Source organism: Pseudomonas sp. S35, assembly GCF_009866765.1.
Lineage (GTDB): Bacteria > Pseudomonadota > Gammaproteobacteria > Pseudomonadales > Pseudomonadaceae > Aquipseudomonas.
Map to the genome: position 1 here is coordinate 1846955 of NZ_CP019431.1, position 13482 is coordinate 1860436.

12 protein-coding genes and 1 pseudogene are annotated in these 13482 nt (G+C 57.6%); 3 read left to right on the forward strand and 10 right to left on the reverse strand.

Translation table 11 applies throughout. The features are described from left to right. Window positions 1-108 precede the first annotated feature (108 nt). The 5 genes from tal to PspS35_RS08325 all read right to left on the reverse strand — a co-directional run bounded on the left by tal (window position 109) and on the right by PspS35_RS08325 (window position 5670). Window positions 109-1035, reverse strand: coding sequence for a transaldolase (gene tal, locus PspS35_RS08305; protein ID WP_159933517.1), 927 nt, complete (start codon window positions 1033-1035; stop codon window positions 109-111). 230 nt (window positions 1036-1265) lie between these two features. After that, window positions 1266-2261, reverse strand: a complete 996-nt coding sequence (gene dusA, locus PspS35_RS08310) for a tRNA dihydrouridine(20/20a) synthase DusA (RefSeq protein WP_159933518.1) — start codon at window positions 2259-2261, stop codon at window positions 1266-1268. An 83-nt stretch (window positions 2262-2344) separates the two neighbouring features. Continuing rightward, entirely contained in the window at window positions 2345-3184 is an 840-nt protein-coding gene (locus PspS35_RS08315) for a hypothetical protein (protein ID WP_159933519.1), read from the reverse strand. Between the two features lie 352 nt (window positions 3185-3536). Further along, complete coding sequence (locus PspS35_RS08320; RefSeq protein WP_159933520.1) at window positions 3537-4199, reverse strand: Wzz/FepE/Etk N-terminal domain-containing protein; 663 nt, start codon at window positions 4197-4199, stop codon at window positions 3537-3539. A 283-nt stretch (window positions 4200-4482) separates the two neighbouring features. Then, window positions 4483-5670: an MFS transporter gene (locus tag PspS35_RS08325; RefSeq protein WP_159933521.1), complete on the reverse strand. Its 1188-nt coding sequence runs from the start codon at window positions 5668-5670 to the stop codon at window positions 4483-4485. Between the two features lie 482 nt (window positions 5671-6152). Between PspS35_RS08325 and mqo the strand changes: the two genes are divergently transcribed. Together mqo and PspS35_RS08335 are read left to right on the forward strand one after the other, a co-directional pair. After that, window positions 6153-7799, forward strand: a complete 1647-nt coding sequence (gene mqo / locus PspS35_RS08330; protein WP_159933522.1) for a malate dehydrogenase (quinone) — start codon at window positions 6153-6155, stop codon at window positions 7797-7799. Between the two features lie 211 nt (window positions 7800-8010). Beyond that, the gene (locus tag PspS35_RS08335; protein ID WP_159933523.1) at window positions 8011-8340 is read left to right on the forward strand and encodes a YXWGXW repeat-containing protein; all 330 of its coding nucleotides are present in this window, start codon (window positions 8011-8013) and stop codon (window positions 8338-8340) included. 8 nt (window positions 8341-8348) lie between these two features. Here PspS35_RS08335 and PspS35_RS08340 read toward each other — a convergent pair whose 3' ends face one another. The 5 genes and pseudogenes from PspS35_RS08340 to PspS35_RS08360 all read right to left on the reverse strand — a co-directional run bounded on the left by PspS35_RS08340 (window position 8349) and on the right by PspS35_RS08360 (window position 11964). Beyond that, a complete protein-coding gene (locus PspS35_RS08340) occupies window positions 8349-8720 on the reverse strand; it encodes a hypothetical protein (protein WP_159933524.1) in 372 nt (123 codons plus the stop codon). A 71-nt stretch (window positions 8721-8791) separates the two neighbouring features. Next, complete coding sequence (locus PspS35_RS08345; RefSeq protein WP_159933525.1) at window positions 8792-9187, reverse strand: type II toxin-antitoxin system VapC family toxin; 396 nt, start codon at window positions 9185-9187, stop codon at window positions 8792-8794. Next, a pseudogene (locus PspS35_RS08350) lies at window positions 9184-9497 on the reverse strand (AbrB/MazE/SpoVT family DNA-binding domain-containing protein). Before PspS35_RS08350 ends, PspS35_RS08345 begins: the two are co-directional and overlap by 4 nt. 121 nt (window positions 9498-9618) lie before the next feature. Further along, window positions 9619-10992, reverse strand: a complete 1374-nt coding sequence (gene ppnN, locus PspS35_RS08355) for a nucleotide 5'-monophosphate nucleosidase PpnN (protein ID WP_159933526.1) — start codon at window positions 10990-10992, stop codon at window positions 9619-9621. Between the two features lie 147 nt (window positions 10993-11139). Further along, the gene (locus PspS35_RS08360; RefSeq protein WP_159933527.1) at window positions 11140-11964 is read right to left on the reverse strand and encodes an aspartyl/asparaginyl beta-hydroxylase domain-containing protein; all 825 of its coding nucleotides are present in this window, start codon (window positions 11962-11964) and stop codon (window positions 11140-11142) included. 309 nt (window positions 11965-12273) lie between these two features. On the opposite strand from PspS35_RS08360, the gene fabV reads away from it, so the two are divergent. Further along, the gene (fabV, locus tag PspS35_RS08365; RefSeq protein WP_159933528.1) at window positions 12274-13470 is read left to right on the forward strand and encodes an enoyl-ACP reductase FabV; all 1197 of its coding nucleotides are present in this window, start codon (window positions 12274-12276) and stop codon (window positions 13468-13470) included. The last annotated feature ends 12 nt before the right edge of the window (window positions 13471-13482 follow it).

Consider the following 13482-nt stretch of genomic DNA (forward strand, 5'->3'; position numbering starts at 1 on the left):
AAATTTGGGGGGCTTGCCCCCCCCCAATGCGCCAGACCAGCCAGCACCTTTCTGGCATGCAAAAAAGGGCGGCACCCTCACAGGTGCCGCCCTTTTTGTCGTGCTTTTTTACAGCTTGGCGGTCAGCAGCGCTTCGAGCTTTTCCTGGTCCCGAGCAAACTGACGAATCCCTTCCGCTAGCTTCTCAGTCGCCATCGCGTCTTCGTTGGATTCCCAACGGAACTGCGCTTCAGTCATGTGCACCCGCGCTTCGCCGGCATGGCCTGGCGACAGCTTGCGCTCCAGCTTGCCTTCATCGGCTGCCAGTTTCTCCAGCAGATCCGGGCTGATAGTCAGGCGATCACACCCGGCCAACTCTTCAATCTGGCTCAGGTTACGGAAACTCGCACCCATCACCACTGTCTTGTAGCCATTGGCTTTGTAGTAGTTGTAGATACGCGTCACCGACTGCACGCCCGGGTCATCGGAACCGGTGTAGTCGTTGCCGTTGGCCTTCTTGTACCAGTCGTAGATACGGCCCACGAATGGCGAAATAAGGAACACGCCGGCTTCTGCGCACGCCACGGCCTGTGCGAAGGAGAACAGCAGTGTGAGGTTGGTCTGGATGCCTTCTTTTTCCAGCTTCTCTGCCGCGCGGATGCCTTCCCAGGTGGCGGCGATCTTGATCAGCACGCGATCACGGCCAATGCCAGCCTTCTCATACAGGTCGATCAGGCGGTGCGCGCGCTTGAGTACGGCGTCAGTGTCGAACGACAGGCGAGCATCCACCTCGGTGGAGATGCGCCCAGGTACTACCTTGAGGATTTCCTGGCCGACGGCTACTGCAAAACGGTCACTGGCCAGGCCCACATCGCCATTGCAGTCCTGTACGCACTCATCCAGCAGCTTGGCATAGCCTGGTATCGAGGCAGCTTTGAGCAGCAGGGATGGGTTGGTGGTTGCATCTTGCGGTTTGACGCGAGCGATAGCTTCAAAGTCGCCGGTGTCGGCTACTACCGTGGTGAACTGTTTGAGTTGTTCCAGCTTGGAGGTCATGGGCGTGCTCTGTCCTATGGGTCTGGTGACATTACCCGAGCGCTGACAGGCGCTCAAGGGCGCAAATGCGTTCGATCGTTTGCGAGGGCAACAACCTGAAAACAGCCGTTTGAATGACCGGCCGTGCAGCTAAATAAGAGGGCAAAACGGCCGGCAGGTTCAACCTATCTGCCATCTGATTGTGGGAGGGGCTCGCACCCGATAGCGGCCGATCGGCCGCCTGATCCTGGTCAGCGACCTTCCAGCAACCCCGCCGCCTGATCCAGCAACGCCAACGGATCGCTCGCCTTATGAATATCCACCGACAACAACTGCCGGAATTTACGCGCCCCCGGGAAACCGGTGCCCAGCCCCAGCACATGCCGCGTAATATGATGCATCGTCCCACCACCGGCCAAATGCTCAGCAATATAAGGCCGCAACTGCGCCAGCGCCTGCGCCCGGCTGATCACTGGCGCCTTACTGCCAAACAACTGCTGATCCACCTCCGCCAGCAGATACGGGTTGTGATAAGCCTCCCGGCCCAACATCACCCCATCAAACGTCTGCAAATGCTCGTGGCACTGCTCCAGCGTCTTGATGCCGCCGTTCAGCACAATCTCCAACGCTGGAAAGTCCTGCTTCAACTGCGCCGCCACGTCATACCGCAACGGCGGAATGTCTCGATTCTCCTTGGGCGACAAGCCCTCCAGAATTGCAATCCGCGCATGCACCGTAAAGCTGGTACACCCCGCGTCCTTCACTTGGCCGACAAAATCACAGAGCTGGGCATAACTGTCCCGCCCGTTGATCCCGATCCGATGCTTCACCGTCACCGGAATCGACACCGCATCGCGCATCGCCTTCACACAGTCCGCCACCAGCGCCGGATGCCCCATCAGGCACGCACCGATCATATTGTTCTGTACGCGGTCACTGGGGCAGCCGACGTTCAGGTTCACCTCGTCATACCCCGCCACCTCGGCCATGCGCGCGCAAGCGGCCAGATCAGCCGGAACGCTACCACCCAACTGCAATGCGAGCGGGTGCTCAGCCTCGCTGTGGCGCAGGAAGCGTTCGTGATCACCATGGAGAATCGCACCGGTGGTGACCATCTCGGTGTAGAGCAAGGCATGTTTGGAGAGCAGGCGCAGGAAGAACCGGCAGTGGCGGTCTGTCCAATCCATCATCGGGGCGACGGAGAAGCGGCGGGAAAATGGTTGTGGTGAGGCGGTCGTCAGGGGCATTGGACAATCTGAGTGGGCAGGGCGGAGGGCCTGAGTTTATCAGGAATCGGATGCGTGCTCTGCGTCGCCGTGCCCTACCTTCATCAGCCTGTAATGACAGTCCCTTTATGAAAGATCTCTCGCCGTGCCCGTCGGCTTATATTTTCGTGTTTGCTTGACGCGTATATCTCATCAAAACGACCACTATCAATGCCGTCATATTGGCCGAGTGCTTCCTGCACCATTCGATCGTAATCCTGCTCGATCACGAAACGGAAAATCTCGCGTCGGTAATAAAAACCGAATTGGAATGCCAGCACTTCGGTCAGGTAGTCGGTCGGGGTGAGAAAGCAGTTTTCAAGGTCGATGGCCTTTGCCTGTGTCGGCTGCTGCGCGTTGATCATCACGTTGTTGGCCCAGAAGTCCATGTGCGCGATGCCTTTACTGTGCAGCGAGTGCAGTAGCTTGAATGATACGGCGATCAAGTTTTGGATGTCTTGTTCCTGCTTGAGCCACTCCAGGCCATTGAGGTAGCCATCCAGCATTTTGGTGAAGATGAAGAATTCCTGGATGAGGCCCAGCGCTGATTTGCGATAGCCAAAGCCGTGGAGAGGGGCGACCGGGGCGTTGCGTTGTTGGGCGCCGAGGGTATTGATGACTTCTTCGATCGGCCAGTCATACGTTCCGTCGCGTTTTGCGCGGCCGAACGTCACTCGCAATTTGGGTCTTAGGCTGTCGAGGGGTTGGAATTTGGCGAACAGTTCGCTCTCCATCCCTTTGAGTGGGGCGCTGACACGATCCTGCACCTGATGGCGGGCATCGATCAGGTCCTGAATCGCTTGTTGAGCGGTGCCGTCAATGCCGTCTATGGTGAAGATGGTTGTGTTTCGATGCATGAGCGTCGACGGAAAATTCTGAAGCACGCCATTGTCGGGAAAAATCAAAACACATCCTTGTCACTCGTGAATTATGACGGATATGTTACAGGCTAAGACTTTTGGATCCAACCTGAACCTAAGCTGTCTGTAGCTGTTTTATTCCCTTACTTCTACATATTTGCATTGACTATCGCTGCTTGCTTGTGGTTGGCTTTTTTCTTGTGGGGTATGGTTAGTATCCGAAAATCACCGTGAAAAAAGATCGATACAGTGCAATAATGGCTTTAAGCCATTATTTTATTATGTTGAAGTATGCTCGATGAAAATGACATTGTTCGCGAAGTTGTTTATTGTTTTTATTGCTTCGTTGCTGGTCTGTATTGTGTATTTTTTGATTGATGAGTGTCTGTAGCGAAGTTTAAGTGCGGTTGAATTGTTTGTGCTGTTGCAGCAAGAATCTACCCAATACAAATGCGCTGGCCAGAATAAAGCCTAAAGCGGCGCCCAGATAAGCAAACTTCTTGGTTTTTTTGATTGTGCCGGTTTTAACTTCGTCGAGCGCATTAAAAGCTCTAAGTGTTTTATCTGGGGCAACGTTTGGCAGGTTGAGTGTTATGGCCTGCACATTGGCAGTGTCCATAGCGGTTTTCAATTGGGCAATAGCCTGCGCCGCAGTCGTCGCGGTGGCCGAGGCAATATAGAGAACCGGCTCATTATTCCCTGATCTTGGTGGCGTTTCCTTCACTGTAATTGCATTGGCTGTCATGATGCCCAAGGCGGTATAAAACACATCATTTTGTATTGTGCTGTACAGTTTGGCTTCCGGCGACAGTGGGTTTGTCGTGGAGGGCGTGTCATGTTCCTTGACTTCTTTATATAGGCTGAGTAGAGAAGGTTTGCTGATGTAAGTGCTGGCGGTCCATTGTTCAGGTGACAGCATATACACGGATAAAGAAATGACGGCGCCGACGATGGTGGCGGCAATGATGGTTTTCTTATGTGCCCATAACGCCTGGAGAAGGGGGATTAAGTCTATTTCATCATCATTGGCGCGCGGTTTTGAATTCACTGAAGTGTTCACGAAAATTTCCTTCTATGCATTCACGAATTGTAGAGAAAAAAAACCAATACGACATGTATTAGTTTATCTCGATATAAATGCGAATGCTTCTTGATTGTGGTGTGATGCGTCACTCCAGGCAGAACTGTAGTTGTCACTTGTTGAGTTTCACGACTCAGCGCAACTCAAAAGTATAAGAACATTTGCTCGCCACAATCGTTCGATAACGGCCTTAAAAAACGTGTGCGTGTTAACAAGGCGATCACCGTCGCAAGCGCCGATGTGCTCGACGCCTGTTCAGGTCTCAATGGCCGCCCTTCATGCGCCGTGCCGCTAGGTAAACCCCCAACCCTAGGAGTGCGGTGACCGCGCCAATGTAACCGGTGCTCGTCCAGCCCAGTCCGGCCGTGATCGCCATCCCGCCGAACCACGGGCCCAGCGCATTTGCAAGGTTGAATGCCGCATGGTTGGACGCTGCAGCCAGGCTTGGGGCTTCGTGAGCGATGTCCATCAGGCGGATTTGCAGCGGGGCGGCCAGGGCGATCATGGTGCCGACCAGGCCAATGCCCAGCAGAACGCCCCACAGCGAATTGGCAGCGAAGGGGAAGAACATCAGCACTGCCATCGACCACAGCAGGATCAGGCCCACTGCGCGAAATTGCAGGCGGTCGAACAGTTTTCCGCCGGCAATATTGCCGATGATCCCGCCCGCGCCGAATGCCGCCAGGCCAAACGGAATCCACTGGGGCGACACTTTGGTGACTTCCAGCATGGTCGGGGCCAGATAGCTGAACACGCAGAACATCCCGGCAAAGCCGATGGCCCCGATGGACAGGGCCATCCACACTTGGGGTTTGGTGAAAGCGCGCAGTTCCTTGCGTGGGTCGCTGCGTTGTTCGTCGTGGCGGTGGGGGACGAATTGCCAGACCAGGGCGATGGTGCACAAGGCGATCACGCTCACCAGTGCGAACGCGGAGCGCCAGCCCAAGTGTTGGCCGAGAAAGGTGGCGATGGGGTTGCCGAGCAGCATGGCCAGAGTCAGCCCCATCATCACCCGTGCCACCGCGCCGGCGCGTTTGTCGTTCGGTACCATGCTGGAAGCAACTACTGCGGCGATGCCGAAGTAGGCGCCGTGGGGCAGGCCGCTGATAAAGCGAAACGCCACCAACGAGCCGAAGGTGGGTGTAAACGCGGTGGCCAGATTGCCCAGGGCATACAGCCCCATCAATAAGAGCAGCATGTGTTTGCGCAATAACTTGGCGCCGAGGATGGCCAGCAGCGGTGCGCCGACCATCACGCCCAGCGCATAGGCACTGATGGCGTGGCCGACCTGGGGTTCGCTTAAACCCAGATTCTGGGCGATATCGGGCATCAAGCCCATGATGGCGAACTCGCCAGTACCGATTGCGAAAGCGCCCACGGCCATGGCCGCTTCCATTTTGGCGGCACTGCGCGCGGGCAGCACGTGCCCGGGAGTTTGATGGATAGACATGGATCGCTCTGTTTGGATGGATAACACGAAGGACCGCCGCGGATGCTACGCAGGCAGCGGCGAATGTGTCTAGAACAGCCTTATGCGCGAGAGTTCCCGGCCTGTGACCCCAGGTCGCGCCTGCCAGGCTTGACACTGGCGGGTTAAAACCTGCGATTTAGAGCTGTCAATTGGCCAAACGGCGCATAAACGCTGTTTAGCGTGATATTCTGCGCGCCGTCTTGGTCTAGTCTTTCCCCGGTACGTACACCTGTATACGTACCGGCGGATAACTGTCGCCCAGGTAGCTGAAGCCAATAATGATAAGAAGTCAGCGCAGAAGGGACATAAAAGTGAGGTCGATACGTCGGCCTTGTGTGCCCACCCTGCGGCTCTTGCGAGCATGTGCAAACCCCGCGGTACGTTGCCTGGCGTAGCGTGATTGAGGGTTGCCCATGATCAGGGGCAGTGGGGCGGATGGCGTTTTATCATAGGTGCTACTGATGTTTAAAAAAGTAAACACTGCCCTGCTGGGGCTGGCTTTGTCACTGGGGATCAGCTCCGTTCACGCGCAAGAGGCAAAGAAAGTCGATGTGCTGCTTATCGGCGGCGGCATCATGAGTGCGACCCTGGGTGTCTGGCTTAACGAGCTGGAACCAGACTGGTCGATGGAAATGGTCGAGCGCCTCGATGGCGTGGCCGAAGAAAGCTCAAACGGCTGGAACAACGCCGGTACCGGTCACTCGGCCCTGGCTGAGCTGAACTACACCCCGGAAGACAAGAACGGCAACGTTGAGATCCCGAAAGCGGTCGAGATCAACGAAGCGTTCCAGATCTCCCGTCAGTTCTGGTCCTGGCAGGTCCAGCAGGGCGTCCTGAAGAACCCGCGTTCGTTCATCAACACCACGCCGCACATGAGCTTTGTGTGGGGCGATGACAACATCAAGTTCCTCAAGAAGCGTTACGAAGCCCTGAAGGCAAGCCCGCTGTTCGCCGGCATGCAGTACTCCGAAGACCCGGCGCAGATCGCCAAATGGGTTCCGCTGATGATGGAAGGGCGTGACCCGAACCAGAAAATCGCGGCCACCTGGAGCCCGCTGGGTACCGACATGAACTTCGGCGAGATCACCCGCCAGTTCGTTGCCCACCTGCAAACCACGCCTAAGTTCGACCTGAAACTGTCGAGCGAAGTGCAGGACATCACCAAGAACGCCGACGGTTCGTGGCGTGTCAGCTACAAAAACCTGAAAGACGGCACCAAGACCGAAACCGACGCCAAGTTCGTGTTCATCGGCGCTGGCGGCGGTGCACTGCACCTGCTGCAAAAGTCGGGCATTCCTGAAGCCAAGGAATACGCAGGCTTCCCGGTTGGCGGCTCGTTCCTGGTGACCGATAACCCAACCGTTGCCGAGCAGCACCTGGCCAAGGCCTACGGCAAGGCATCGGTTGGCGCGCCTCCCATGTCGGTTCCGCACCTGGACACCCGCGTGCTGGATGGCAAGCGCGTAATCCTGTTTGGCCCATTCGCTACCTTCTCGACCAAGTTCCTGAAAGAAGGCTCGTACCTGGACCTGCTGACCAGCACCACCACCCACAACATCTGGCCAATGACCAAAGTCGGTATTCGTGAATACCCACTGGTTGAGTACCTTGCCGGTCAACTGATGCTGTCCGATGACGACCGCTTCAAGGCGCTGCAAGAGTACTTCCCGAACGCCAAGCAATCGGACTGGCGCCTGTGGCAAGCCGGTCAGCGTGTGCAGATCATCAAGCGTGACGAAGAGCAGGGCGGTGTCCTGAAACTCGGTACCGAAGTGGTCAGCTCCGCCGACAACACCATTGCAGGCCTGTTGGGTGCATCGCCAGGCGCGTCCACCGCGGCTCCGATCATGCTGACCGTGCTGCAGAAAGTGTTCAAGGACAAGGTCGCCACGCCGGCCTGGCAGGAAAAACTGCATCAGATCGTGCCAAGCTACGGCACCAAGCTGAACGACAGTCCTGAAGCTGTTGCCAAGGAATGGGCCTACACCGCCAATATCCTGCAACTGCCAACACCGCCGGTAATTCCGGCAAAGGCTGCTCCAGCGGCGACCGAGGCTGCCAAGCCTGCGGCTGAGCCGAGCAAGCCGGCGTCTGACCTGGCGCTGTAAAAAACAGGTGGGCGCTGATTCAGGCCCAACTGTAAAAAGCCCGCTGAACCGGTGACGGTCAGCGGGCTTTTTCATGGCCGTAAGAACAGTTCAGCAACCCGACAGACATCACCTGTTAAAAAAGTATCCAAGCCTTAGCAGGAGCGCGGCTGAAACATAGGGGGATTTTTTATCGGTACAGGTGTTGGGCGGTCGCGCCCGAGGAGGTTGTATGTTGCTCCGTTACGCAGCACTGGCGGCGATGGTCGTCGCGGCATCCGGGTGTGTGCAAGAGCGTGTGGTGCATGAGCGTCGACCGCCACAGCGCGAGTATGTCGAAGTGGTTGCGCCACAACCGCCACCGGTGCAGGTGATCGAAGTCGAGCCGGCGGTACGCGAAGGCTATGTATGGTCGCGCGGTTACTGGCGCTGGGAAGGCGGGCGCTATGTTGCCATGCACGGCCACTGGGAGCCGGTGCGCGAGGGCTATCGTTATGTGCATCCGCACTGGGTGCAGCGCAATGATGGGTACCACTGGCAGGGCGGTGGCTGGGTGCGCTGAGCCCCGGTTCAAGACGGCTTTTTCGTACCCAGTAACCGAACTTCCCGCAACAGCGCGGCGCCGAGTTGATCGGTGCCGAGCTCCTTGTAACCCACTGCTTTAACCTCGCCGCTCTCTTCTGCCTGGATGATGATCACTGGCGTTTCCTTGCCGCTGGCTTCGTCGACGTGCAGCGCGTACTGCGGAATATCCAGTTTGATCGGCGTGCCCGCTGCCTTGCCTTTCACATTGATCAAAAACGCTGCGCAGCCAGTGTCGACATCCGCACTGGTGGCGGAGCGGCCGCTGACGAAGCAGGTTTTCGGCAATTCAGGCCAAATGGTATCGGCGAGGGCAAGGGAGGACGACAGGGCCAGGGCAGCAAGAAGAAACGTGCGCACGTTGGTGTTTCTCTCGATCAGGAATAGAAGCGGTTTTTACCAAAGCCTGCCCATTGTCGCAACGCTGCGCTTCAGGTCAGGCGCTTCATGCCGGCCGCCTGGGCGGCATTGAGATCAAAGGTGGCGGTGTATTCGCACCCGGCTGCGTGGGCGCAACGCTCTATCAGGCAGTCGGCGAAATCGGTGTTGTTTGCTGCGAATCGTCGAAGCGCCTGCCAGATGACTTCGGCGTGTTCGATGGTCAGCTCACGGGTGCGTAGCAACGTTTCCAGAACGGTGACCACGTCACTCCTGGCGCACGGGTAGCAGCTTTGTAGTATCCAGACCAATTCCACCACGGACACCAGGCTGACAAAGCCTGGCGTAAGGGTGGTGAGGGGTTCGATCAGTGCGGATGCCTTGGGGGATTGAACCGGATCATCCTGTGTGACGTAGCGCACCAAGACATTGGTATCCAGCCCGATCATCCGCCACTGGCTCCCCGCGCTGCGATGGCACGGTTCATATCGTCGATGGACACAGCTTCTGCAGGCTTGCGGATCAAGCCTTTGGGTCTTGGACGGTTTTGCTCGCGGCAATGATCGAGAACTTGCCTTCTTCCATTTCGACAAACTCGACGCGGTCCCCTGTTTCAAGGCCGAGTGCGGCCCGGACTTGGATGGGGATGGTGATTTGCCCTTTTGAGGTAAGCGTGGCGGTCGCCATGGTGATTATCCCCAACATGATATTCCTTACCTTGGGGTAAGGAATGATGGAGGGCAAGATCCTTTGGTCCATAGGTTGCTCGCAGCTGTAAGTGAACCGGGCTCGTCAAACCCTAGTCCGAACTGTGCGTACCCGCAGCCTTGCCCATGCGCCAAAGCGATACAAACTATGACCTACCGCCAGCCCCTTTATCTCACTGCACCACGCGATAACACGGTACGTACGCCGCACCGCCCGGCAACTTCATGCGGTGCTGGGCGACGAACGCCTGCAACAGCTCATCCAGCGGTTTCATGATGGCCGGGTCGCCGTGGATCTCGTACGGTCCATGTTCTTCGATCAGGCGGATGCCCTTGTCCTTCACGTTGCCCGCCACGATGCCCGAGAAGGCGCGACGCAAGTTGGCCGCCAGTTCGTGGGGCGGCAGGGCGTGGCTCAGTTGCAGGCCGGCCATGTTTTCGTGGGTCGGGTCGAACGGGCGCTGGAAGCCTTCGTCGATTTTCAGCAGCCAGTTGAAGTGGAACGCGTCGTTGCGCTCGCGCCGGAACTGTTTCACCGACTTGAGGCCAGCGGTCATCTGGCGTGCCACTTCGGCCGGGTCGTCGATGATGATCTGGTAGTGCGCCTGCGCCGCTTCGCCGAGGGTGGCGCCAACGAACGCGTGCAGCTGTTGCAGGTACGGTGCGGCCTGTTTCGGCCCGGTGAGGATGACCGGGAACGGCACGTCGCGGTTGTCCGGGTGCATCAGGATGCCCAGCAGGTACAGGAACTCTTCGGCCGTGCCGGCACCGCCCGGGAAGATGATGATGCCGTGGCCGACACGCACGAAGGCTTCCAGGCGTTTTTCGATGTCCGGCAGGATCACCAGCTCATTGACGATCGGGTTGGGTGCTTCGGCGGCGATGATCCCCGGCTCGGTCAGGCCCAAATAGCGCCCGCCGGTGATGCGCTGCTTGGCGTGGGAAATGGTCGCGCCCTTCATCGGGCCTTTCATCACGCCGGGACCGCAACCGGTGCACACGTCGAGGCTGCGCAGGCCCAGTTCGTGGCCGACTTTCTTGGTGTATTTGTATTCTTCGGTGTTGATCGAGTGTCCGCCCCAGCACACCACGATCTTCGGCTCTACGCCCGGGCGCAGCGTACGGGCGTTGCGCAGCAGGTGGAACACGTAGTCGGTGATGCCTTGGGAGTTGCTCAGGTCGATGCGCTGGCTGTCCAGTTCGTTCTCGGTGTAGACGATGTCGCGCAGAGCGCTGAACAACATTTCACGGGTACTGGCGATCATCTCGCCGTCGACGAACGCATCGGCGGGAGCGTTCAGCAGTTCCAGGCGTACGCCGCGGTCCTGCTGGTGGATACGCACTTCAAAGTCTTTGTAGGCGTCGAGGATGGTCTTGGCGTTATCGATATGCGCGCCGGTATTAAGGATCGCGAGGGCGCATTGGCGGAACAGGGTGTAGATGCTGCCGGTACCGGCTTCGCTCAGTTGCTGGACTTCGCGTTGGGACAGGGTTTCGAGGCTGCCCTTGGGGCTGACGGAGGCATTGATGACTTGACGTTGGGGCATTCTGATTCCTTGAAAGCGCAGCCACCGCAGCCGTTGGGCGCGATGGCTTGAGAATGGTGGGCGCCGTAGACGGTCGCACGATCCGAATATTTACCTCAGGCGCAGGGCCCAACGCAAATACCGTCCAACACCATCATGCCGCAGAAGTTACTGAATCAGCTTCCAGTTTTTGTAGAAAACCCGACGCAGGGTAAAGACCATCCCCGCAAACCCAGCGATCACGGCGTTAAGCACCGACGGCAACGGCGTCGGCCGCACGATATCGATAAACAGGCAGTAGCGCTTGGCGTCGTTCTTGTTGAAGGACGCATGCATCAACGTGTCATCGAAGATAAACAACGGATCGTCATGCCAGTAATGCTTGTGCTGGCCAACCTGGATGTACACACCCTCGTGATGGGGCGCGGGCGCCATGTTGTAGAGCACCCGGAACATCATGCGCAGGGGGCCGAAATGAAACGAGGTCGAGCGGTTTTCGTTGAATACCGACACGCCGATGGTTTTCACGAATGGCAGCTTTTTGCGTAACTCAGGAATATCCAGGGTGGTTTCGATCGGCCGTCCATACCATTGGAAAAACAACATGCCGCGCTTCTTCTCGGCCATGCGTTCGTCCAGGTAGCCGATGATTTCGTCCTTGTGCGCCATGGCGTCGTCAAGCACCTGTTGCAGGTCTTCACGCCAGGCGGGCGGTAGGTCGTGCAGTGTATAAACGTGGCGGTTACGTGAACTCAACAGGTCGAACAGCGTGTTGAACGGCGCCAATAGCCAGGTGTTGCGGCCACTGCCGATAAAGTACTTTTTCAGCGTGGGCGTGTCATACAGGCCATTGCGCAGGAAGTCGTAGATACCGCACACCAGCACCAGGCAGAGGAACACCAGGGTGGTCTCGGGGAACACATCAATAATCAGCAGCACGCCGAGCACCCAGGCGACCGATACCGCTTTTTTACGCAAAGCAGGCTTGTTCATGCAACTCAGCTCCAGCAGGACGCCATTCGACAGTCGGATCCGTGGCCGCGAGTGGTGGGGGTTTTGAAACATATTGAAACAACTGCGGCATGATAAGACGTTCTGCGCCGCAATGGCGCTTTAAATAGTGCGAAATTGTGCAGGTGTTACGGCCTTTTCGAGTCTTGCCGGCCTTGTGTGGATTGGATTTTGTAAACGGAAGATTTACGACTATCGTGACGCTTCGGTTTTTCGGGCGTCATAGACCGGTACGATTGAAGTTGAATGGCCACCACTGGCCTTCGGCACCTTGGAAGAGGCAGAAATTTTATGATCATCAAACCGCGGGTTCGTGGCTTCATCTGTGTGACCGCTCACCCTGTTGGCTGTGAAGCGAACGTCAAAGAGCAGATCGACTACGTGACTCAACACGGCGTCATCGAAGGCGGCCCCAAGAAGGTGCTGGTCCTCGGCGCCTCTACCGGCTACGGCCTGGCCGCGCGCATCAGTGCTGCGTTTGGCTGCGGCGCCGACACCCTGGGCGTGTTTTTTGAGAAAGAAGGCGAAGAAGGCAAGTTGAGCTCCGCCGGCTGGTACAACAGCGCCGCGTTCGAGAAGTTTGCTGTAGAAAAAGGCCTGTACGCCAAGAGCATCAACGGCGACGCGTTCTCCGACGAGATCAAGCGCCTGACCATCGAAACCATCAAGAAAGACCTAGGCAAGATCGACTTGGTCGTCTACAGCCTGGCCGCGCCACGCCGTACCGATCCTAAAACCGGTGAAGTCTATAACTCCACCCTCAAGCCGATTGGCAAGGCTGTGACCCTGCGCGGTATCAACACCGACAAAGGCGTTGTGGTCGACACCACCCTTGAGCCTGCGACCCAGGAAGAAATCGACGGCACCGTGAATGTCATGGGTGGCGCCGACTGGCAGCTGTGGATCGACGCCCTGCGTGACGCCGATGTATTGGCCGAAGGCGCCAAGACCACCGCGTTCACCTATCTCGGCGAGAAGCTGACCCAGGATATCTACTGGAACGGCTCCATCGGCGAAGCCAAGAAAGACCTGGACAAGAAAGTCCTGACCCTGCGCGACAACCTGGCAGCGCTGAAGGGCGACGCCCGCGTGTCGGTGCTCAAGGCGGTGGTCACCCAGGCCAGTTCGGCGATCCCGATCATGCCGCTGTACCTGTCGCTGTTGTTTCGCGTGATGAAGGAGCAGGGCACTCACGAAGGCTGCATCGAGCAGGTCTATGGTCTGTTCAAGGACAGCCTGTACGGCCGCGAGCCGAAACTCGACGCCGACGGCCGCCTGCGCGCCGACCTGGCCGAGCTGGAACCTAAGGTTCAGGACGCCGTTGCGGCACTGTGGGATCAGGTCACCGACGAAAACGTCAACGAGATCAGCGATTTTGCCGGCTACAAGGCGGAGTTCCTGCGCTTGTTCGGCTTTGAAGTCGAGGGCGTGGACTACGAGGCAGACGTGAACCCGACCGTGAAGATCAACGGTCTGGTCCAGGCATAAACGATGTGACTG

What these genes read in the sequence shown, in the direction of transcription:
- tal (WP_159933517.1), bottom strand. Translation starts at nt 1,035, where the DNA reads ATGACCTCCAAGCTGGAACAACTCAAACAGTTCACCACGGTAGTAGCC.
- dusA (WP_159933518.1), bottom strand. Translation starts at nt 2,261, where the DNA reads ATGCCCCTGACGACCGCCTCACCACAACCATTTTCCCGCCGCTTCTCC.
- PspS35_RS08325 (WP_159933521.1), bottom strand. Translation starts at nt 5,670, where the DNA reads ATGTCTATCCATCAAACTCCCGGGCACGTGCTGCCCGCGCGCAGTGCC.
- mqo (WP_159933522.1), top strand. Translation starts at nt 6,153, where the DNA reads ATGTTTAAAAAAGTAAACACTGCCCTGCTGGGGCTGGCTTTGTCACTG.
- PspS35_RS08335 (WP_159933523.1), top strand. Translation starts at nt 8,011, where the DNA reads ATGTTGCTCCGTTACGCAGCACTGGCGGCGATGGTCGTCGCGGCATCC.
- PspS35_RS08345 (WP_159933525.1), bottom strand. Translation starts at nt 9,187, where the DNA reads ATGATCGGGCTGGATACCAATGTCTTGGTGCGCTACGTCACACAGGAT.
- ppnN (WP_159933526.1), bottom strand. Translation starts at nt 10,992, where the DNA reads ATGCCCCAACGTCAAGTCATCAATGCCTCCGTCAGCCCCAAGGGCAGC.
- PspS35_RS08360 (WP_159933527.1), bottom strand. Translation starts at nt 11,964, where the DNA reads ATGAACAAGCCTGCTTTGCGTAAAAAAGCGGTATCGGTCGCCTGGGTG.
- fabV (WP_159933528.1), top strand. Translation starts at nt 12,274, where the DNA reads ATGATCATCAAACCGCGGGTTCGTGGCTTCATCTGTGTGACCGCTCAC.